The organism is Vibrio sp. YT-15 (assembly GCF_033337445.1).
Taxonomy (GTDB): Bacteria; Pseudomonadota; Gammaproteobacteria; order Enterobacterales; family Vibrionaceae; genus Vibrio; species Vibrio alginolyticus.
Map to the genome: position 1 here is coordinate 152,507 of NZ_JAWOQR010000007.1, position 20,091 is coordinate 172,597.

Below are 20,091 nucleotides of genomic sequence, written 5' to 3' on the forward strand. Positions count from 1 at the left end.
TTTTTACTGTAGCTTAGTTTGGAGAACTTTTTGAGGACTTTCGAAAGGAATTTATGAGAAATATGATGTAGCTCATTTTCGAGCTACATCAATAATTAGGGTGTATTATTCTTTAGTTACACCAGCAAGTTCCATCAATGCATCGTGGTCTAAGATAGTGATATATTTACCTTTTACGCTTAGGATCTCAGATTTCTGGAAACGACCTAACAAACGACTGATCGTTTCGACTGTAAGACCAAGGTAGTTGCCAATATCACCACGAGTCATAGTTAAACGAAACTCTCTAGGGCTGAAGCCACGCTGAGAAAAACGCGTTGATAGGTTGTAAAGGAAAGCAGCTAGTCGCTCTTCTGCATTCTTTTTAGAAAGAAGCAAAATCATTTCCTGATCACCTTTAATTTCGTTACTCATCAAACGCATGATTTGCTGGCGAAGTTTAGGCATCTTACCCGATAGATCGTCTAAAATTTCGTATGGGATTTCACATACCATCGACGTTTCGAGTGCTTGAGCAAAGCTAGGGTGGGAGTCACCAGTGATAGCATCGAAACCGACTAAGTCTCCAGCTAAGTGAAACGCTGTGATTTGCTCATCACCTTGCTCTGTGATCGTATAGCTCTTGATGGTACCAGAGCGGATAGCGTATAGCGATTTTAGCTCATCACCGGCCTTAAAAAGCTCTTGTCCTTTTTGAATAGGCTTCTTACGTTCGATGATTTGGTCAAGCTGGTCAAGTTCTGCCTCATTTAGAGTGAACGGGATACACAGTTGACTAATGCTACAATCTTGGCAATGAATGGCGCAACCGCCTGATTGGATACGCTTTGTTGCAGGTTTTTCAGAAATCATAACAACCTTTCACTATTTGATATACATCAATATTTTAGCATCGCTTAATCCTAAAGGGTAGCAAAAATGTCACCTCAATAGAGTTTAACGTTATATGAAACCGAGTAACGCTAAGGCTCCTACAGCGGTATACGTACCATAGCCAATAAGGATTAATGCTGAAATATTTCTAAATATTAATGATTTTTGTAATTTCTGAAAATGATTGGCACCGTATCCAATAATAAGCATTGCAGGTAGCGTTCCGAGCCCAAACGCAAGCATAATTAGGCCGCCGTTCATCGCACTACCAGAAACCGCCGACCAAGTAAGGGCTGAATAAACTAAGCCACATGGTAACCAACCCCAAATAAAGCCAAATGGCAACGCGTGAAGAGGATGCTTTAGTGGCAACAGATTCTTCCCTGCCGGCGAGATAAAGCGCCAGATATACTGCCCTAGCTTTTCTATTAAAAGTAAGCCTTGCCACCATTTAGCAATATACAGCGCGACCAGGATCATGAATAACGCAGCAATCAGCCTTAACCAAACAAGAGAGTGCGTTAACCCACTAAGCTCAGATAAACCTGATATAGCACCACCCACTAATGCACCTATTAAGGTATAACTGATCAATCGTCCGAGGTTGTAGAAGAGGGGGATAAGAGGGGTAGTTTTATTTTTAGCAGAAGAGCCCATGGTAAGCAGAGACGCGATACCACCACACATACCCATACAATGACCGGCTCCTACTAAGCCGATCATCAACGCACCGATAAAATCAGGAGTCATAAAGGTCGCTACTTTTTATCACTATTAGATTGGTCTTCTTCGTCGAGAAGAATGTTGTGCCCTTGCCGTTCAAGATCTTCAAACTGATCGCTTCTTACCGCCCAAAGAAAAACGGCGACAGCAACACAAACGAGAACGATAGCGATGGGAATCAATATATAAAGACTTTCCATGTTTGCTTTCTCTACTTATTTCTCTTTGAGCAGGCGCAAAGAGTTAGATACAACGATAATTGAGCTTGCAGACATGCCAACTACTGCAATGTAGGGAGCCACTAAACCTGCGACCGCCAAAGGCAAAATTAACAGGTTGTAACCCAAAGACCAAGCCAAGTTTTCTCGAATAATCTTTCTTGTACGCAGTGCAAGCAAACGTGCCTCTAGTAGCTTTTCGAGATTATCCCCAAGTAACGTCATATCTGCAGAAGCTTTAGCGACATCTGTACCACCGCCCATTGCGACAGAAAGGTGAGCTCCGGCGAGAGTCGGCGCGTCATTGATTCCATCACCAACCATCATAGTGATACTGTTTTCGTCCAAGCTCTTAAGGTATGCAAGCTTATCTTCTGGCTTTGCTGACGCGACGATGTGATCGATACCAATTTCATTCGCCACTGGTTGGGCGTTTGAGAGAGAATCACCAGTTAGCAGGGTTGTCTTAATTCCAGCGTCAGCAAAACGTTGAATAAAGGCTTTGCTTTCTTTTCGGATAGGGTCGCGGTAGTAAAAGCTAGCGACATGCTTGCCATCAACCGACAGATAGACCGCCTGGCTTTCACCACTTTCTTTGCCTTGAACAAAAGCAGCACTACCTATCTTAACGATTTTGCCATTCCACATACCCTCAATCCCTGAACCAATCACGTTTTGCACGTCAGACACGATAAAGTCATCATTGGTGTAAGTTGCAAAAGAACGAGCGATAGGGTGGTTTGCATGAGCCTCTAAAGCTGCAGCTAGTGATAGACAATCTTTCTGTGGGAGATCACTAAGTACCTTTGTTTCACAGATCTCAATATCACCTTTCGTTAGAGTGCCTGTTTTATCTACAACTAAGTGATTGATCTTACATAATGTCTCAAACACATGGCCTTTACGAAGCAAAATGCCAAAATTACCCATTCTAGAGGTAGCACAAGTGAGAGCGGTCGGAGTGGCCAGAGATAGCGCACATGGACACGTAGCGACTAACACAGACAGCATGATCCAAAACGCATCATCTGGTTTTGTTTGATGCCAGTAAAACCAAGTACCAGCAGAGATAATAAGAACCACACCAACAAAGTAACGGGCGACAATGTCTGCAATTTCCGCAATTTTAGGTTTGGAGTGTTGAGCTTCATCTTGTAAACGCACGATATTAGAAATCATTGAATCGGCCTTTGAGCTTACTACCTCGAGTTCAAATGATTCGTCTCCGTTTAGCGTTCCCGCATAGACGACATCACCTTCTCGTTTCACAACGTGCACTGACTCACCCGTTAGCATGGATTCATCAATATGAATACGGCCTGAAATAACTTTACCGTCAGCGGGGATATGTTCACCAGGTAGAACGCGAATACGATCGCCAACTTTTAGCGTCTTCACGGGTATCTGATCACCGTCCAGCGTTGTAGCTATTGCAGGAATCAACTTAAGAAGGTTACCACTCGCTGCAGCAGCTTTGCGACGAGCGCGCATCTCTAAGAATCGACCTACTAACAAAAAGAAGGTAAACATCGAGATAGATTCAAAGAAGACTTCGCCTTGTTCAGTTACTGTTGCAACTAAACTTGCAACATAGGCAAAGATCAACGCGATAGAAACCGGGACATCCATACCAAGGGTTCGGCCTTTGATACTGCGCCATGCGTTTAAGTAAAATGGAAGAGCGGAATAAAGCAAAACAGGAGTAGCAAAAATCAAACTTACCCAACGAAAGTAACTTTTAAACTCTGGCTCTAAATCACCAAAGACTTCGAGATACAGTGCAACGGCGAGCATCATGACCTGCATGGTTGCTAAACCTGCAATACCTAGCCGATATAGATATTGCTTCATCATTCGATGGTAAGAGGCTTCTTGCTTATCTGCTTCAAAAGGTGCAGCTTTGTAACCAAGTTTATGAATAACGGAAAGGAGCTCGCTTAACCGTACCTGAGTTTTATCCCAGGCTAGTAACGCTCGATTGGTGGTTGTATTAACACGGATAGATACCAACCCGGCCGTATTAGAAACTTGCTTTTCGATTAACCACGCACAAGCGGCACATGAAACGCCTTCCAAAGAAAGGGTTACTTCAGAAACATTTTCGCGATTTCGTACGAATTCAGATTGTACATCCGCATTGTCATAATGAATTAAAGCTTGGAGTTGCTCTGGTACTAGGTCTGCCTTTTCTGCAGGCGCAGTGCGGTATTGGTAATATGATACAAGACCACTATCGACAATAGTCTGCGCCACAGTTTCGCAGCCCGGACAACACATGTCGCGAATTTCACCCAATATTTCTACTTTGAAATCCGTGTTGGCTGGTACATCTTCACCGCAGTGATAACAGGATTTACACATATGCTTACTTCATTAACGGTGTTGAAGAGGCAGGAAACTCAACTTTACCTTGGATCATCCATTGCTTGTCGTGTGGTTGTAGTTCAACAAACCATGGTCCTTGAATAGATTCCTCAGCTTTTAGTCGGTAATTACCAGATGCATCCGCTGTTACAAGCTTTGTGAAGTCACGATCAGGAAGAGTACGATGAGTGAAAGTGGCCGTTAGAGCAGGGTAATGAGGTAGCTTCCCTTTAGCGAAAACAATCACAACATTGTTATTTTCAGAGGAAATCTCAGCGTTAAGACCTAGGTCACGAGCGACATTCATTTTACTAATGTCGATATTAATGCCTTTGCCTTTTTTATAGTAATCCTCGGCGACTAAAGAAACAGAGTTGTTCGAGAAAACGACCACAGTAATCACAGTCCAAACTACGACAGTAAGAGGAAGGATGATTAGGAACCACGGCCAAAATTGTTTATACCAAGGCTTTACCATAAAAAAGTTCTCAACAGCTAAATGAAAAAAATGTAAGGCGTTAAATTTAAAGGAAAGACAGCCCCTATGAAAGGGGCTGTTATTGCTATGTTACGTAATATCTCAGTTACTTACTCTCTGAGTTACTTAAACTCCAGACATATGAGGCAACGAGCTGAACTTTATCTTCACCCAAAATGTCTTTCCACGCAGGCATTACGCCTGAGCGTCCGTTCATTACGGTTTCTGTTACAGCTGCACGAGAGTCACCAAATAACCAGTCTTGGTCTGTAAGGTCAGGCGCACCGACTGCAGGGTTACCCTTACCATCGGTACCATGACAAGCTGCACACACTACGAAGCGTGCTTTACCTGCCGCGGCTTCACGAGCATTTACTTTACGACCAGATAAACTAAGTGTGTAACTTACAACTTCTTGAACACCTTGCTCACCAAGGGCATCTTTCCATGCTGGCATTTGACCAATACGGCCGTGCATGATGGTTGTAACGATCGCTGCTGGCTCGCCACCATATAGCCATGCATCATCAGTCAGGTTAGGGAAGCCTTTCTGACCACGTGCATCAGAGCCATGGCATTGAGAACAGTTTTGCAAAAACAAACGCTGACCAACTTTTAATGCTTCAGGATCTTGCGCAATTTCAGGAATTGGGCGTAGACCACTGTCATTGTGCGCAAGTTTACGGAATGCTTCGCCGAAGTAAGCGTCGGCATCATCCAGTTCTTTTGCATATTGGTTTAGTTGCTTGTTCTCTTGTGCTGCAGCGATGGCTTCTTTTGACTCTTCTAGTGAGCGAACGGTTTGAGCCGAACTCTGCCAGTTTAAAAAGCCCTTGAAGCTACCTAGACCTGGGAATAGGGCAAGGTAAACTGCTGCGAACACAAATGTGCTTACAAACAGGTAAGTCCACCACTTTGGTAGAGGGTTGTTTAGCTCGCGAATACCATCGTACTCGTGGCCCATGTCTTCCCCTTCCTCGACGCCCATTTTATCTTTAGCGCACCAAGTCAGGAGAATCGCACAGCCTACTAGCGTACCGACAGTAATCACGATAATCCAGAGACTCCAGAATGTAGTCATTACTTCTTCACTCCTTGGTTATTAGGGGTCTTTTGTTCTTCGTCAGCAAACACCAAGTTGGCATCTTCTTCAAAGCGTGCTTTACGCTTTTTACTAAATGCCCACCATACGATGCCAATAAAACTAGCGAAGAGTACAACGGTATAAATACTATGAATTGTACCGAAATCCATATGATCCCCTTACTTCATTGCATGACCAAGAGACTGAAGGTAAGCGATGATTGCATCCATCTCTGTTTTACCTTCTACTTCTTTAGCCGAATTCGCGATCTCTTCATCAGTGTATGGAACGCCGAACTGATCACGAAATAGCTCAAGTTTCTTCTGAGTTAGCTTACCGTCTAAAACGTTTTCAGCTAGCCACGGGAAACCTGGCATGTTTGACTCAGGTACAAGCTCACGAGGATCTAACAGGTGAACACGGTGCCATTCGTCAGAATAACGACCACCAACACGAGCTAAATCCGGGCCTGTACGCTTAGAGCCCCAAAGGAATGGGTGTTCCCAAACACTCTCACCAGCAACAGAGTAGTGACCGTAACGTTCAGTCTCTGAGCGGAAAGGACGAACCATCTGGCTGTGACAGACGTTACAACCTTCACGGATGTAGATATCACGGCCTTCCATCTCCAAAGGAGTGTAAGCGCGCAGATTTTCTACAGGTTCAGTCGTTTGCTTTTGGAAAATCAGAGGAGTGATCTCTACAAGAGCACCCCAACTGATAGCAAACACGATAAAAATAGCCAACAAACCGACATTACGTTCTAAGATTTCATGGCGATTATTAGAATTATTACTCATTCTTAAATCTCCTTATGCCGGATGTGGGATAGCTTTTAGGCTTTCTTTAGGTGCACTTACCGTTTTGTACGTGTTGTATGCCATTAGGAACATACCAGATAGGAAGATAAATCCGCCTAGGAAACGTACAAAGTAGAACGGATAAGACGCTTCTACAGATTCAACAAAACTGTAAGTTAGCGTACCGTCAGAGTTAACCGCGCGCCACATAAGACCTTGCATTACACCAGAGATCCACATCGCAACGATGTAAAGAACGGTACCGATTGTTGCTAGCCAGAAATGCACATTAACTAGACCAACAGAGTACATACGCTCTTGGCCAAATAGGCGAGGTACCAAGTGATATACAGAGCCGATAGAAACCATCGCAACCCAACCTAACGCACCAGAGTGAACGTGACCAATGGTCCAGTCTGTGTAGTGAGAAAGTGCGTTAACCGTCTTAATCGACATCATCGGGCCTTCAAAGGTAGACATACCGTAGAACGACAGTGAAACGATTAGGAAACGTAGGATAGGGTCATAACGAAGCTTATGCCATGCACCAGATAACGTCATAATACCGTTGATCATACCACCCCAAGAAGGAGCAAATAGAACCAGCGACATAACCATACCTAGAGACTGAGTCCAGTCTGGTAGCGCTGTATAATGAAGGTGGTGAGGGCCTGCCCAAATATATAGAGAAATAAGTGCCCAGAAGTGAACGATAGATAGACGGTAAGAATAAACAGGACGTTCAGCTTGTTTAGGAACGAAGTAGTACATCATACCTAGGAAACCAGCGGTCAGTAGGAAACCTACCGCATTGTGTCCATACCACCACTGAACCATCGCATCCACTGCGCCCGAGTAAATCGAGTAAGATTTACCAAGTGACACAGGAATAGCCATGCTGTTCACGATGTGAAGTACTGCTACTGTGATAATAAAGGCACCGAAGAACCAGTTTGCCACATAAATATGTGACGTGTTTCGCTTCACTAGTGTGCCGAAGAACACCACCGCATATGATACCCATACTAGCGCAATTGCGATATCAATAGGCCATTCTAGCTCAGCATACTCTTTACCCGATGTTAAACCGAGAGGCAAAGTAATGGCTGCTGCCAGGATGATTGCTTGCCAACCCCAAAAGGTGAAGGCAACGAGTGGGCCACCAAAAAGACGTGTTTGACATGTGCGCTGTACAACATAATAAGACGTTGCGAACAGAGCACTGGTACCAAACGCAAAAATTACCGCATTAGTATGCAGTGGACGTAAGCGACTGTACGTCAACCACGGCGTATCAAAGTTTAGCTGTGGCCAAACTAATTGAGCGGCAATCAAAACACCAACAGCCATACCAACTATGCCCCATAAAATGGTCACAAGGGTAAATTGGCGAACGACTGTATAGTTGTAGTTTTGTTCAAGCTGCTTTACTTGGCTCATTTGCATGCTTCCAATTTCTAATTAACTACACTTTTACTTCCAACACGACTTGCGTCGTAACACCACCCAAGTAAACTCTAGAATTCAAGTGTTATCATCACCTTATTTCCATTGCTGACTTTAATAAAAAGTGGCATTTTCAGCGTGACACTATACTTGAATTAACAATTCAATGACAGGGTAGTAACCTTACTGGACCTCTGGAAATCATTTTTTATTTAAAAAGTTTGAAGTTTGTAACAAGGATATTAGTAATTATGCCTGCACAAAAGTTAACAAAGGCGCGACTTGCACAAATCTTAATCATGCTCAGTGTTTTAATAGGCGCATTTTTCTGGCGTACCTTTACACACGAGAGTGTTAATAGCGTTGACTGTTCACAAAAAGAACGATGCGATGTAACAATTGAAGGAGAAATAATCACGATTAATCGTGACTCAATGGGAATTTCGCTCGAAACGACAGAAAGTAGCACTCTAAAAATTGATCTAAATCAATCTGGTAATTTTATCAATCTCAACGAAAAGCATAAGTCAGTAGAATGGGACATCATGCCTGAATCGAAAAAAATCACCTTTAAAAAAGGTGAAAACATTGTTGTAGTTCAATTATAAATACGATCTATCACGAGATAATCGTAACTTATTAATGAAATTAACACCTTCTTACCTAGAGAAAATTGGTTGGAATGGTATAACAGCAGAGTGATATCCAATTATAAAATCGTATGCATTGCCAATCAGTTTTTACTCATATTAAAGATGAAGACTCAGCGATAAAAACGCTCAGGTCCGAATTGACACAACAGAACTTGTCTTACGTGATGTGTTACTACACGGAAGAATACAATTTCGAGTTGATTCGAGAAGCGTTTCTTGCGCATTTTCCTGGTGTGCCTTTTCATGGCGCCAGTTCATGTCAAGCCGTAATGACAGATCAGGGCTTTCATACAGGACCAGTAATTGCGGCACTTGCTGTTTATGATACAGGTCCTCATGCTTATGGTACTGGTATTTCTAATCACAACTCAGGTGACAGCGTCACCAAGGCTTTGGATATGGCCCTTGAGAACGCAAACCGTGTAGGAGAGGTACCAAACTTAATTCTACTTCATGCTACACCAGGGCAAGAGGAATCAATCATTGCGTCTATAGATGAAAGATTTGGAACTCTAATTCCAATTATTGGTGGTTCGGCCGCTGATAATAACATCGCTGGGAAATGGTCTGTGATAACCGCCCAAGGCTCTCAAACTTCAGGTTTAAGCTTAACTCTCTTTTACTCCTCTCAACCTGTTGATATCGCTTTTAGCGCTGGGCATACACCAACTAATATCAAAGGTGTTGCAACCAAGACCAACGATAGATGCTTACTTGAAATTGATAATGAACCTGCGCTCAATGTTTATAGAAGGTGGACAAATCACCAGGATAACCAAGTAGGTAAAGATAATATGCTGTTTACAAACTCGAGTGCTTATCCATTAGGGCGGATCGCAGGTCATCTCTATGATCGCCCATATTACAAGTTATCCCATCCGATCCGTGAGACGCCAGATGGTGGAATCGAGTTGTTTACACGAATAGAAGAGGGTGACGAGCTCACATTAATGAAAGGAAGTCGTGAGCATCTCGTTGCGCGCGCTGCAAAAGTCGTCAATGCCGCTTTTAACCAAAAATTAGAAGAGTCTCGAAAAATTGGAGTGATAAATATCTTTTGCGCAGGTCCCATGTTGCACTTAATGCAAGACATGAATAGCGTTTGTGAACAAATTAACCAAGAACTAGAACATTTGCCTTTTATTTGCCCTTTTACTTTCGGCGAGCAAGGTAGATTTATTGGTGGTGAGAATGGACATGGAAACCTGATGATTTCATCGGCTATATTCCATAAACCTTATGAAAGATAAATACTTAGACATATATCAACAGGAAGCGCTTCAAGAAGCGTTAGTTGAGCTAAAGCAGGCTAGACAAAGAGAACGACTACTCGCCGATGAAAACAAGGCCATTCTTTCCGCGATATCTGCGATGAGTGAGGCAAAGAATCGGCATGAGATATTTACGGGATTAAACAATGTCCTCAAAAAGTACATCAACTTCGATGATTTTATTGTACTGACTCGTGATGGTGAACGATATCCCTTCAAGACATTGATATCAACTAATAGCGTATTTGATAATGTATCCTGGTTACACGGTAACACCTATCAAAGAGCTCTCAATGGTGAATGCATTCTACTGTTCGAGCCAGATAAACTCGCTGAGTTTGTTAACTTAAACAGCTTTATAAAAAGCCATGTAAACTCGGTCGTTTTAACTGGTATACGTTCAGAAGTAACGCAAACCGTAATCCTACTTATTGGAGCTCAGAAAGGGCACTTTAGCATAGAGAATAAGGAAACCTTGAGGCGGTTTCGTCCCTTAATTGAAAGGGCGGTCATTGATATCGAGACCAAAGAGAAGTTACAACGTATCGTTGAAGTAAGAACAACTCAGCTCGCTAAAGCAAGAGAAGAAGCAGAGCTTGCGAACCGGTCTAAGTCGGAGTTCTTAGCGATGATGAGTCATGAAATAAGAACCCCTTTAAATTCCGTTCTTGGAATGCTAGATATACTGAAGCAATCAACCTTGTCAGAAGAACAAATTGATGCTTTGAGCCAAATGGAGTGCTCTGCAGAGTTACTTCTCGCGATAATCAGTGACATTCTTGATCTTTCTAAAATCGAGTCAGGTCGCTTTCAGCTCAATGAACAATGGATTAACTTAAGAGACACTGTCACTTTTGTTATTTCTCAGCAAAAACAAATAGCTAAGAAGAAAAATCTTAAATTCAAGCTCAACTGTACTGTCACTAATGACAAACAATTTTGGATTGACTCCACGCGGTTATCTCAAATCCTGTTTAATCTAATAGGGAATGCAATAAAGTTTACAGACGAAGGTGAAGTAAAAGTTTCTGTATCTGAGCAAGATGCTGAACTTGTGATCTCAATATCTGACACTGGAATTGGTATATCTAAAGCAAAGCAAGAGCACTTGTTTACGGCATTTCATCAAGGAGACCGTTCCATCACGAGACGCTTTGGTGGTACAGGACTGGGACTCGCAATAACCAAGCATTTAGTTGAAATGATGCGTGGCAAGATTACCGTTAAAAGTGACGAGCATGTTGGTTCAACCTTTACGATTTCGATTCCAGTTTTGACTCGTTGCAATCAAAATCGTCCAGTTAGAATCGAAACCAATCAACCGACAAAAGCAATGGAACTTCTCGTCGTAGAAGATACCGAGTCGAATCAGTTCGTAATAAAGCTTATCTTAAATAAGCTTGGCCATAATGTTCATATCTCAAGCCATGGAGCAGAGGCATTAACATTTTTGGAAGAGAATGAGGATTTAATCGATTTGATTCTCATGGATGTCTCGATGCCAGTGATGGATGGAATTACCGCAACAAGACTTATTCGAGATAAAGGTCTCAGGACCCCAATTATAGCGTTAACTGCACATGCGCTAGAAAGCGATAGAGATAAATGCCTGGATGCCGGTATGGACGGATTCATTTCCAAGCCAGTTAGAAGACAAGATATCTTTGAAGCTATACAGTCATTTCAATAAGTAAAAAGGCGTTAATATAGATCTTAACAATCGATAGATTATTAAGATCTATATTAAGTATTTTATGGTAAATAACGATTATGTTTAATGCTCACAGTAAGGCCCTTAAATTTAAAATCTGCAGGGGAATAGGAGCATTCTCAGACAACATTTAGCGTACAGCAATACACAATTTAACATAACACATATAATGCGTACCAAAGGGTGTGTTCTTCCTTAAACACCTGAGAATCAATATATCTATGATGGTGACGGCCAACTCACTGAATTTGCCATTCAATGGCATCACGATTACTAACTTAAGCACTACCAAACAAAAAAGCCTTTCATACTCGCCTCGTACAACAGCAAAAATCAGCTAAACGCTCTAATCGCTCCGCAACGAAATCTGCCAAAAATCACGAGCTCAGTTCACTCGCTCTTAATCAAGGCGTTCTGAAACATTTATAAGCCTGTGGTTATATGGAGGCGAATGTACTTTTCGGGGTATTTGTAACGATAGCGTTTTCCTTTCTTCAAGTTGGACTTAACGTACCTACACACTTTTTGGTCACCACTACTGGTTACTCTTTTTATTACTGCGTTTTTACTTTTGTGCTCCATTTCTATCATGACGTCACAATAACCTTGATAGTCATCAAACTTATTGTCTACTTTCTTTTGAAGCTTAGTCTTAATCTTTTTAGCCAACAGGTTCGTTTCTGAATCGTCAGCAAAAACTGAAGTACTTGCAAAGATCAGTATCATTAAAGTTACAACGTATCTCATCGTTTTGGTCCGTTTATGTTGTTGATTGTTCGATGATAAGTAATTTTTCTGTAGATACGAAAATGGGACGCCACATTGCGTCCCATTTAACATGATGAAGTAACTGATATGTAATTAAGCGCGCTTCTTGCCTTTGTTTGCTTTGAAGCCCTGATGCGGAAAAACGTTACGAATCCTCTGTTGAACTTTTTTGGGAATGCCTTTGGAAAAGCTTAAGCGCATTCCTGTTCGTTGGCTATACACCTTCATTTCACCAGTAAACGGGTTATGCTCACTAATATCCTGTAAGTTGTGTTTGAAAGAAGGAGGTAGATGCCCTTTTACGTTACTAATATGGCCATTATCGAACTTTACTTTTAACACCGGCCTATCGACTGCGATCAACCAAAAGATCACGATGGCTGCAATTAAGATTACATATAACATTTGGCACTCCCTATCCTAGCTAGATAGCAATTTACTCAAATCCTCTTTAATTGAGGTAACTTTTTGACTCGCTTTTTCACTTCTCGACGCTTCGGAAAGCAAATATTCAATTGCGTCAGATAACGTACAACCAAGTTCATTCGCTCTACTAGAAAGCTTTTCCCAAACTCGGTAATCTAAATCAATGGATTTCTTCTTTGTATGGACTTGCTCTGCATTGAAGTGACGTTTCCGTTTCGCTCGGATAGCCTGCTTGAGTTTATTATCTAACTCTTCTGACATGTGGTTTTCTATCCAAGCCAAGACAAGTGTAGGCTCGTGTTCAAGGCGTTTTAGTTCTGCGACCGCTGCATCTGCTTCGCTTGTATCAATATGTCGGGTAATCGCTTCACCATCTTTCCATTTTTTGATGAGATACTTCCATTTCCACCCACATTCTAGATTCTCAAGCTGCTGATATTTCATTTGTTCCGACCCATAAACATAACCTAGTGACAGCGTAACCCAGATGGTTTACTTGGGCAAATAAAACTCTTAGAAGTATCGATGTTGATCACTCATTTGTCTAAGTATTGTTCATTGAGAGTTGAATGCCGTGAGCAAACCAAATTGGTGCTAGGGTGTTATAGTCCGTTTCGTTATAATGTCGGCAAGATTGAATTACGATGAATTTTAATGAACCAACTTAATTGGCAAGACGTAACACCTTCACTTGAGCAGTACGAAGCACTTTTAAAGTCGGCACCTTCATTACCAAAGAAGTCTTTTACTGAGCTCCAACCGAGAATGTCGGCAACGATATCTCGTTTTTCAAAAATTTCTGGATTGACGCGAGTACTACTCATTAACTGCGTAGATAATTCTGTCTATAGAGAGTTCATCAGTAAAGCTCTTCAGAGCCAGTCTAACGCTGCGATAGTTTTGTCGGAATCACTTGATGCCAAACGCTTATTTGACCGTTACAGTGTCGATTTAAGTGGTGATATTGCCTTCCAACCTGGCTTAATTTCACAGGCAGATAACGGTTACTTAATTGTACCGGCTAATCTAATTTTGGCTAACCCAGGACTTTGGCCAAATATAAAGTCTGCAATTCAACAAAACCTTATCGAGCCACTGAACCTAAGCCCTACTCGTTTACCTACTTCAGTACCGCAAGCTAAAGCTTATGATGTAAAACTGATTGTAACAGGAGAAAGAAGTCAGTTAGCAGAGCTAGAATACATCGATGAAGACTTCTGTTCTGGCTTTGCCATGTATACGGAAGTTGAAGAAGATATTCATCTGTCAGAGCAGAATTTGACAGATTACTTTGGTTTGGTGAACTGGATATGTTCTCAATATCAGCTGCCTCACTTAACCGAATGTGGTTTTAGAAGATTGTTGCTGGCCGGTATGAGATTTACTGAAGATCAACATTATCTGCCTTTAGGAGTAATGTGGCACTCTCAACTTCTAACGCTTGCTAGCCAGTTCAGTGATGGCCGAGCATTAGATTACAAGTCGTTAGATAAAGCGATTGACGACAAGTATTACCGAGAATCTTACCTTCCTCAGCGTGCCGTGTACGATATTCTAGATGGCCAAGTCATCATTGAGACAACTGGGGAACAAGTTGGTCAAATCAATGGCCTAACCGTTATTGATATGGCTGGGCACCCTGTCAGCTATGGTGAGCCTGCACGAATATCTTGTGTAATTCATTTTGGTGATGGCGATGTTTCCGATGTTGAGCGCAAAGCTGAGCTTGGAGGCAATCTACATGCAAAAGGCATGATGATTATGCAAGCTTTCTTGAGCTCTGCTCTGAAACTGGATGAACCACTGCCTTACTCAGCCTCCATCGTATTTGAACAGTCTTATAGTGAAGTTGATGGTGACAGCGCATCTCTTGCAGAACTTTGTTGCTTGGTAAGTGCTTTATCTGAATCTCCAATTAATCAACAAGTTGCGGTTACAGGGGCTGTTGATCAGTTTGGTCGAGTGCAAGCCGTCGGTGGCTTGAACGAAAAAATTGAAGGTTTTTATCAGGTTTGTAAACATCAAGGTTTTACTGGAAATCAAGGTGTTGTGATGCCAAAATCAAACCTTAAACACCTTGCATTACATAAAGATGTAATAGAAAGCATTAAAAATGGTGAGTTCCATATTTGGTCCGTTTCTACCGTAGATGAAGCTATTCCGATTGTAATGAATAAACCTTTTAGAGGTGAAGACGATAGCATTATTGGCAAAATAGCGGAACGTATTGAAAACTTTGAAAGACATGAGCATCCAGAAGGAATTGTGCAGCGCATCAAAAACTGGTTTGTCTAGTACTGATCGGAGTTGTTTAGCGTACACGTGTTCACTAAGATGCAGCTATCAAAAATTGGAGTAATTGATAATGCAAAACAAACGTGATTCTTATAACCGTGACGATCTACTTGCTTCTAGCCAAGGCGAACTGTTTGGGCCTGGTTACCCTCAGCTTCCTGCGCCAAACATGCTAATGATGGATCGTGTTACTAAAATGTCTGAGACTGAAGGCGATTTTGGTAAAGGTTTGATCTTGGCGGAATTGGATATTACTCCAGATTTGTGGTTCTTTGACTGCCACTTCCCTGGCGACCCTGTAATGCCGGGTTGTCTTGGCCTTGATGCGATGTGGCAACTTGTTGGTTTCTTCCTTGGCTGGGTTGGAGGCAAAGGAAAAGGTCGTGCTCTGGGTGTTGGAGAAGTGAAGTTTACAGGTCAGATCCTGCCAACAGCGAAAAAAGTGACGTACGAAATCCACATGAAACGCGTTGTAAACCGTAAACTTGTGATGGGTTTGGCCGACGGTCGAGTATGTGTGGACGGCAAAGAAATCTACGTAGCAAAAGATTTGAAAGTTGGCTTGTTCCAAGACACTTCAAGCTTCTAATCACGATTTTAATCGATTTATTAAGGCTCCTATTTAGGAGCCTTTTTGTTATCGAGTGTTAACCTACTTCCCTATGTCCCTATAATGTAGAAAAGGCTCCGTAGAGCCCTTTCGAATCCTTCTTTTTGTATGTGGAGAGTTTATTTGTAGAGACCAGATTGTCTTTCATCTCTGGCATCACGCCAACCACCTAACCAATACGACCGAGCATCAACTTGTTGATATGGGCAAGCCTCTTGAGACCTTCCATTCAACCCAGCTTTGTAGCCTTGAGATTGAGCTCGTTCTAGGCGATCACGCTTTTGTCTCTTCATAGTTAATTCCTCATACAGGTCCATTTACTAACGTACAGCTGTTATTGTGAAACTTTGATGGAGTTTTTATGACTCCACTTATAAGAATCGATCAAAGTAGGCAATTTCTCAAGGCATAAAAAAAGCAGAGACTCAAATGTGTGAGCCTCTGCTTGATTTAAAAATTACTGACGATTTTTAACTATTTTCTACGGAACCCAAACAATCCAAGCATGGTCAAAGCTAACCAACCAAGACCTGCACCTTGACGCTCTGTCGTCGTTGAGTCAATGCTTCGAGATACGATGTCGTCCTTCGTTGCGTCAGCAATAGGTACTAGTTTGACGGCTACAATTTGCTCTTCAGAGCTACATGTCGCATTGTTTGCTGTTGTGCTATAACCACCTGCACATTTCATAGCAGTACCAGAGATCACACCTGCATCATTGATATCAGTTGCGTCGATAATACGAAACTGATTGTTTTGTTCAGAGTAATCACCGCCATTAGTCAAACTGTCTAGGAACCAAGCTTTTCCATTAAACAATGTTGCAGCACGTTCACTAGTCTCGCCACCTAGGCTATATGGATAGATAAAACCGCGCTTACGACGTGGCTTGCCATCGTCTTCACGAGTCGTTTCTGCATCAAGTTGCCCGACGATCTCATTGTAAGAGTTGATACCGCCCATCTTACCGCCCGCACCGCTAAAGAAAATGCCAGTAGTTGGGTAAAAAGCGCTAATAGAATCCTTACGAACATCATCTACGATAAAGAGACGATTCGGAGCAGAGCCCGTTGGCATTAAGTATCCGCCCGAACGTTTCGCTTCACCAATAGCAACAAAATTAGAGTTAACGTCGGTTAATCGTGAGTTTGTATGAACCGTATCATCACCTTCGCGCTGTCTAGCTCCTACAACAACTTTATTTTTCCAAGTTGCGTTTTCAACGCTACCTTCGGCTTCTAGAGTTCCAACAAAAACAGTCGCATTCAGGTAGTTATCATCACTGTAAGTGTTGTAACCTACGCCATAGACCGTAGTTCCATCAGTGACCAGGTCACGCATGCTCCCTTGAGCTAACCTTTCTCCATCTTTAGATGTGCCACTTGGCCAAGCCAATTCACTGACGGTTCCGCTTTGATCCCAAATCGCTGCTTTTGATGTGTGGTGAGATCCATTGGTATTGCTTGCTGTTCGAGAAACACTGCCAACAGTAAAATTGCCGTCTGTGCTCCAAGCATGGCTTTGCACAACACTTGCGTCACCATCGCCAGTAAGAATATTTGGCTCTACTGGTGCAACTACGGTATTTCGTGTTTCTAATGTAGAAGTATTTTCTGTGCTAACTTTACTCTGATTACCGACAGCTGCACCATCCTCGGTAAGCTGGTTGATAACATTGTTATATTCATTTTTATAAGCAGCAGAATCTTCTTCTATGAACGCTAACGCATTAGAAGTAAAGTCTTTACTACGTTCTTTGTTCCACGGCGTCCAGTTTACTGAAGCCCAAGAGTCACAGGTGGAATAGCGAAGCTGGTTGTAACAGTAACGCTCAAAGTCTTTGAGTTCTTGGATGTAATAAAAGCCAGCGTCTAATCCGAATGGGATTTCTTCACGATAGCTGTTCCCATCCACGGCTTGTGTCGCTGAAATCGGTGTAGTGCGAGTTTCCATTGCAAGTTTAAACTGCTCTGGCGTGCAGTTTGCTGCTGCATCAAAGCAGCCTAGAGCGAAAGGTGAACCTGTTGAAGGATCTGTACCTGCATTGCCCTGTTGAATTGCAACCCCGTAAGCCGTTTGGTAGTCACCGTTTGAACCATGATCCTGAGGTGAAACCTCAACAACTTGATACAATGCCGCCTGTGCGTTCATTGTGGTACCAACCATCATTGCAATGGCGGTCAATTTGAATTTATTACTACAATTCATTGAATTCTTAACTATCCTGTTGCATTGCTTCGAGTTCTTCCCATCTCTCGAATGCGATTTCCAACTCCTGCTCTAGTGCAGCAAGCTGTTCCAATACCGGCTGAGTTTGCTCTACAGGTTTAGCAAAGAACTCTGGATCGTTCACTTGCTCCTGAAGGCTCTCGATATCCGACTCTAATTGTTCAAGTTTAGCTGGTAGAGCCTCTAATTCTCTTTGCAGCTTATACGATAACTTCTTCGAATTGTTCTTAGGTTGCGTAGTTTTGGGAGTTTCCTCAACCACTTTCTCTTTCTTCGTTGGTTTTTCAACCTGACTGCGCGAAGCAAGAACTTGGTCACGCTGCTGTTTAGCATCATGATAACCACCAACGAACTCTTCGATTATACCGTTACCCTCAAAAATCCAGCTGGTTGTTACTGTGTTGTCTACGAACTCACGGTCGTGACTCACTAACAATAATGTACCCTGATAATTGGCAAGCATTTCTTCTAAAAGTTCCAACGTTTCGATATCCAAATCGTTAGTTGGTTCATCAAGAATAAGTAAGTTGTTTGGTTTCAACAAGATACGGGCTAGCAATAATCGGTTTTTCTCACCACCAGAAAGTGCCTTAACCGGGGTTCTGGCGCGCTTAGGTGCAAATAAGAAGTCTTGAAGATAACTCAGCGCATGACGCTGACGTCCCCCAACCATTACTTCTTGTTTCCCATCCGCTAAGTTATCGATCACTGTCTTTTCTGGATCCAAAATCTCTCGGTACTGATCAAAGTACGCGACTTCTAATTTTGTTCCGCAGTGTAAACGACCAGACTGCGCTTCCAATTGCCCTAGTAGCAATTTAAGTACCGTACTCTTACCGCAGCCATTTGGTCCGATAAGTGCAATACGGTCACCACGCATGATGTTAAAGCTAAAGTCGTCGACAATTGTCTTGCCTTCGTAAGCAAAAGATACATTTTCTGCTTCAAATACAATCTTACCTGAACGAGAAGCATCATCGATGTTTAGGTTAACTTTACCTTGAACTTCACGACGGTCACGACGCTCTTCACGAAGCTTTTTAAGGGCTCGAACACGGCCTTCATTACGAGTACGACGTGCTTTAATGCCTTGACGAATCCACACTTCTTCCTGAGCTAGTTTCTTATCGAACTCAGCATTTTGCATTTCTTCGACGCGAAGCATTTCTTCTTTGTTATTTAAATACTGTTCGTAATTACCAGGGAAAGAAGCTAATTGACCGCGATCTAAGTCGACGATGCGTGTCGCCATCGACTTGATGAATGCACGGTCGTGAGAAATAAAGATGATCGAGCCTTTGAAGTCTTTTAAGAAGTTCTCTAACCATTCGATCGTTGTCACATCGAGATGGTTTGTTGGTTCATCAAGAAGCAATACATCAGGATCACAAACCAGCGCACGAGCTAAAGCAGCTTTACGTTGCCAGCCACCGGATAGATCGGTCAGTTTGGTTTCTGGGCTTAGTTTTAAAGCGCCAAGTACGTTCTTAACACGGTCATCAAAGCGCCAAGCGTTAGAATGATCAAGTTGCTCTTGAACTTTCGCCAAACGGTTAATGTTCTTCTCACTTGGGTCTTGAGCAACAAGATCGAGAAGATCGTGATAGATCTTCAATTGTTCGCCGATTTCAGCCAAACCGCCAGATACGTATTCGTAAACCGTACCCTCTTGATTGCGCGGTGGATCTTGTTCAAGCCGAGAAACTACTACGTCTTGAGTTATTTGAATCTTGCCATCATCCAACAAAATGTCGCCGGCAAGCACTTTCATTAACGTGGACTTACCTGCTCCGTTACGACCAACTAAACAAACGCGTTCGTTTTCTTGAAGAGCGAACTCCGCTTTATCTAGCAATGGGTGGTCACCAAATGCAAGTTGTGCGTTATGAATGGTAAGTAATGCCATTATTATCCAACCAATGTGTGAGTTGTTCTAAGTCAAACGGCCAGTTCAACTCAGAATCTTGATATTTTAAGACGGGTATTGTGACGCCGTAACGAGAAAATAGTACATCATCGAACGCAATATCGATGATATCTGTTTGCTCGGCCAAACCGACTTGGTCTACTAGAGCAAATGCCATCTCACAAAGATGGCATCCCTCCGTGCTATACAATATCAGCACGTATTAATCCTTTTGT

21 protein-coding genes are annotated in these 20,091 nt (G+C 42.4%); 5 read left to right on the forward strand and 16 right to left on the reverse strand.

The genetic code is table 11. The annotated features are described in order from the left end of the window. Positions 1–105 precede the first annotated feature (105 nt). The 9 genes from R7D93_RS15230 to ccoN all read right to left on the reverse strand — a co-directional run bounded on the left by R7D93_RS15230 (position 106) and on the right by ccoN (position 7,980). Positions 106–852: an FNR family transcription factor gene (locus tag R7D93_RS15230; protein ID WP_005377497.1), complete on the reverse strand. Its 747-nt coding sequence runs from the start codon at positions 850–852 to the stop codon at positions 106–108. Between the two features lie 90 nt (positions 853–942). Further along, a complete protein-coding gene (locus R7D93_RS15235) occupies positions 943–1,623 on the reverse strand; it encodes a sulfite exporter TauE/SafE family protein (protein ID WP_213968829.1) in 681 nt (226 codons plus the stop codon). Between the two features lie 8 nt (positions 1,624–1,631). Then, positions 1,632–1,796: a cbb3-type cytochrome oxidase assembly protein CcoS gene (gene ccoS / locus R7D93_RS15240; RefSeq protein ID WP_005377493.1), complete on the reverse strand. Its 165-nt coding sequence runs from the start codon at positions 1,794–1,796 to the stop codon at positions 1,632–1,634. A gap of 15 nt (positions 1,797–1,811) precedes the next feature. Beyond that, positions 1,812–4,175: a heavy metal translocating P-type ATPase gene (locus R7D93_RS15245; protein WP_213903950.1), complete on the reverse strand. Its 2,364-nt coding sequence runs from the start codon at positions 4,173–4,175 to the stop codon at positions 1,812–1,814. A gap of 4 nt (positions 4,176–4,179) precedes the next feature. After that, the gene (locus R7D93_RS15250) at positions 4,180–4,656 is read right to left on the reverse strand and encodes a FixH family protein (protein WP_005377489.1); all 477 of its coding nucleotides are present in this window, start codon (positions 4,654–4,656) and stop codon (positions 4,180–4,182) included. A gap of 106 nt (positions 4,657–4,762) precedes the next feature. Further along, positions 4,763–5,737 (reverse strand): cytochrome-c oxidase, cbb3-type subunit III, encoded by a 975-nt coding sequence (gene ccoP, locus R7D93_RS15255; RefSeq protein WP_005377487.1) that lies wholly within the window; start codon positions 5,735–5,737, stop codon positions 4,763–4,765. Then, the gene (locus R7D93_RS15260) at positions 5,737–5,910 is read right to left on the reverse strand and encodes a cbb3-type cytochrome oxidase subunit 3 (RefSeq protein ID WP_005377485.1); all 174 of its coding nucleotides are present in this window, start codon (positions 5,908–5,910) and stop codon (positions 5,737–5,739) included. Before R7D93_RS15260 ends, ccoP begins: the two co-directional genes overlap by 1 nt. Before the next feature lie 9 nt (positions 5,911–5,919). After that, positions 5,920–6,540: a cytochrome-c oxidase, cbb3-type subunit II gene (gene ccoO / locus R7D93_RS15265; protein WP_005377475.1), complete on the reverse strand. Its 621-nt coding sequence runs from the start codon at positions 6,538–6,540 to the stop codon at positions 5,920–5,922. A 12-nt stretch (positions 6,541–6,552) separates the two neighbouring features. Further along, complete coding sequence (gene ccoN, locus R7D93_RS15270) at positions 6,553–7,980, reverse strand: cytochrome-c oxidase, cbb3-type subunit I (RefSeq protein ID WP_005396488.1); 1,428 nt, start codon at positions 7,978–7,980, stop codon at positions 6,553–6,555. A 257-nt stretch (positions 7,981–8,237) separates the two neighbouring features. Here ccoN and R7D93_RS15275 point away from each other — a divergent pair, with 257 nt between their 5' ends. The 3 genes from R7D93_RS15275 to R7D93_RS15285 all read left to right on the forward strand — a co-directional run bounded on the left by R7D93_RS15275 (position 8,238) and on the right by R7D93_RS15285 (position 11,600). Then, complete coding sequence (locus R7D93_RS15275) at positions 8,238–8,594, forward strand: hypothetical protein (RefSeq protein ID WP_005377473.1); 357 nt, start codon at positions 8,238–8,240, stop codon at positions 8,592–8,594. Between the two features lie 113 nt (positions 8,595–8,707). Continuing rightward, positions 8,708–9,889 (forward strand): FIST signal transduction protein, encoded by a 1,182-nt coding sequence (locus tag R7D93_RS15280; RefSeq protein ID WP_017634895.1) that lies wholly within the window; start codon positions 8,708–8,710, stop codon positions 9,887–9,889. Then, positions 9,879–11,600 carry an ATP-binding protein gene (locus R7D93_RS15285; protein WP_213868724.1) on the forward strand — a complete coding sequence of 574 codons (1,722 nt, stop codon included), beginning with the start codon at positions 9,879–9,881 and terminating at the stop codon, positions 11,598–11,600. The genes R7D93_RS15280 and R7D93_RS15285 overlap by 11 nt, the downstream gene beginning before the upstream one ends. Before the next feature lie 444 nt (positions 11,601–12,044). Here R7D93_RS15285 and R7D93_RS15290 read toward each other — a convergent pair whose 3' ends face one another. The 3 genes from R7D93_RS15290 to matP form a co-directional block, all read right to left on the reverse strand. Beyond that, positions 12,045–12,368, reverse strand: a complete 324-nt coding sequence (locus tag R7D93_RS15290; RefSeq protein WP_017634287.1) for a hypothetical protein — start codon at positions 12,366–12,368, stop codon at positions 12,045–12,047. A gap of 114 nt (positions 12,369–12,482) precedes the next feature. Then, positions 12,483–12,794, reverse strand: a complete 312-nt coding sequence (locus tag R7D93_RS15295; RefSeq protein ID WP_005377468.1) for a DUF3634 family protein — start codon at positions 12,792–12,794, stop codon at positions 12,483–12,485. Positions 12,795–12,809: 15 nt separating this feature from the next. Beyond that, positions 12,810–13,259 carry a macrodomain Ter protein MatP gene (gene matP / locus R7D93_RS15300; protein WP_005396497.1) on the reverse strand — a complete coding sequence of 150 codons (450 nt, stop codon included), beginning with the start codon at positions 13,257–13,259 and terminating at the stop codon, positions 12,810–12,812. A 210-nt stretch (positions 13,260–13,469) separates the two neighbouring features. Here matP and R7D93_RS15305 point away from each other — a divergent pair, with 210 nt between their 5' ends. Both R7D93_RS15305 and fabA read left to right on the forward strand, forming a co-directional pair. Continuing rightward, complete coding sequence (locus R7D93_RS15305; protein WP_213908345.1) at positions 13,470–15,110, forward strand: Lon protease family protein; 1,641 nt, start codon at positions 13,470–13,472, stop codon at positions 15,108–15,110. Between the two features lie 70 nt (positions 15,111–15,180). Further along, positions 15,181–15,699, forward strand: a complete 519-nt coding sequence (gene fabA, locus R7D93_RS15310) for a bifunctional 3-hydroxydecanoyl-ACP dehydratase/trans-2-decenoyl-ACP isomerase (RefSeq protein WP_005390081.1) — start codon at positions 15,181–15,183, stop codon at positions 15,697–15,699. Between the two features lie 140 nt (positions 15,700–15,839). Here fabA and rmf read toward each other — a convergent pair whose 3' ends face one another. The 4 genes from rmf to R7D93_RS15330 form a co-directional block, all read right to left on the reverse strand. Continuing rightward, a complete protein-coding gene (rmf, locus tag R7D93_RS15315; RefSeq protein ID WP_005377453.1) occupies positions 15,840–16,013 on the reverse strand; it encodes a ribosome modulation factor in 174 nt (57 codons plus the stop codon). Between the two features lie 181 nt (positions 16,014–16,194). Beyond that, complete coding sequence (locus tag R7D93_RS15320) at positions 16,195–17,928, reverse strand: DUF3466 family protein (protein WP_025766617.1); 1,734 nt, start codon at positions 17,926–17,928, stop codon at positions 16,195–16,197. Between the two features lie 7 nt (positions 17,929–17,935). After that, entirely contained in the window at positions 17,936–19,855 is a 1,920-nt protein-coding gene (locus R7D93_RS15325) for an ABC transporter ATP-binding protein (RefSeq protein WP_213877452.1), read from the reverse strand. Further along, complete coding sequence (locus tag R7D93_RS15330) at positions 19,833–20,075, reverse strand: glutaredoxin family protein (RefSeq protein ID WP_017821808.1); 243 nt, start codon at positions 20,073–20,075, stop codon at positions 19,833–19,835. The genes R7D93_RS15325 and R7D93_RS15330 overlap by 23 nt, the downstream gene beginning before the upstream one ends. Positions 20,076–20,091: the final 16 nt, after the last annotated feature.

Bases quoted from the DNA above. Each gene is read 5' to 3' on its own strand.
- R7D93_RS15290 (WP_017634287.1), bottom strand. From the start codon at position 12,368: ATGAGATACGTTGTAACTTTAATGATACTGATCTTTGCAAGTACTTCA.
- fabA (WP_005390081.1), top strand. From the start codon at position 15,181: ATGCAAAACAAACGTGATTCTTATAACCGTGACGATCTACTTGCTTCT.
- R7D93_RS15230 (WP_005377497.1), bottom strand. From the start codon at position 852: ATGATTTCTGAAAAACCTGCAACAAAGCGTATCCAATCAGGCGGTTGC.
- R7D93_RS15260 (WP_005377485.1), bottom strand. From the start codon at position 5,910: ATGGATTTCGGTACAATTCATAGTATTTATACCGTTGTACTCTTCGCT.
- ccoP (WP_005377487.1), bottom strand. From the start codon at position 5,737: ATGACTACATTCTGGAGTCTCTGGATTATCGTGATTACTGTCGGTACG.
- R7D93_RS15235 (WP_213968829.1), bottom strand. From the start codon at position 1,623: ATGACTCCTGATTTTATCGGTGCGTTGATGATCGGCTTAGTAGGAGCC.
- rmf (WP_005377453.1), bottom strand. From the start codon at position 16,013: ATGAAGAGACAAAAGCGTGATCGCCTAGAACGAGCTCAATCTCAAGGC.
- R7D93_RS15275 (WP_005377473.1), top strand. From the start codon at position 8,238: ATGCCTGCACAAAAGTTAACAAAGGCGCGACTTGCACAAATCTTAATC.
- R7D93_RS15295 (WP_005377468.1), bottom strand. From the start codon at position 12,794: ATGTTATATGTAATCTTAATTGCAGCCATCGTGATCTTTTGGTTGATC.
- R7D93_RS15285 (WP_213868724.1), top strand. From the start codon at position 9,879: ATGAAAGATAAATACTTAGACATATATCAACAGGAAGCGCTTCAAGAA.
- ccoN (WP_005396488.1), bottom strand. From the start codon at position 7,980: ATGAGCCAAGTAAAGCAGCTTGAACAAAACTACAACTATACAGTCGTT.
- R7D93_RS15305 (WP_213908345.1), top strand. From the start codon at position 13,470: ATGAACCAACTTAATTGGCAAGACGTAACACCTTCACTTGAGCAGTAC.
- R7D93_RS15320 (WP_025766617.1), bottom strand. From the start codon at position 17,928: ATGAATTGTAGTAATAAATTCAAATTGACCGCCATTGCAATGATGGTT.
- R7D93_RS15245 (WP_213903950.1), bottom strand. From the start codon at position 4,175: ATGTGTAAATCCTGTTATCACTGCGGTGAAGATGTACCAGCCAACACG.
- R7D93_RS15325 (WP_213877452.1), bottom strand. From the start codon at position 19,855: ATGGCATTACTTACCATTCATAACGCACAACTTGCATTTGGTGACCAC.
- R7D93_RS15280 (WP_017634895.1), top strand. From the start codon at position 8,708: ATGCATTGCCAATCAGTTTTTACTCATATTAAAGATGAAGACTCAGCG.
- matP (WP_005396497.1), bottom strand. From the start codon at position 13,259: ATGAAATATCAGCAGCTTGAGAATCTAGAATGTGGGTGGAAATGGAAG.
- ccoS (WP_005377493.1), bottom strand. From the start codon at position 1,796: ATGGAAAGTCTTTATATATTGATTCCCATCGCTATCGTTCTCGTTTGT.
- ccoO (WP_005377475.1), bottom strand. From the start codon at position 6,540: ATGAGTAATAATTCTAATAATCGCCATGAAATCTTAGAACGTAATGTC.
- R7D93_RS15250 (WP_005377489.1), bottom strand. From the start codon at position 4,656: ATGGTAAAGCCTTGGTATAAACAATTTTGGCCGTGGTTCCTAATCATC.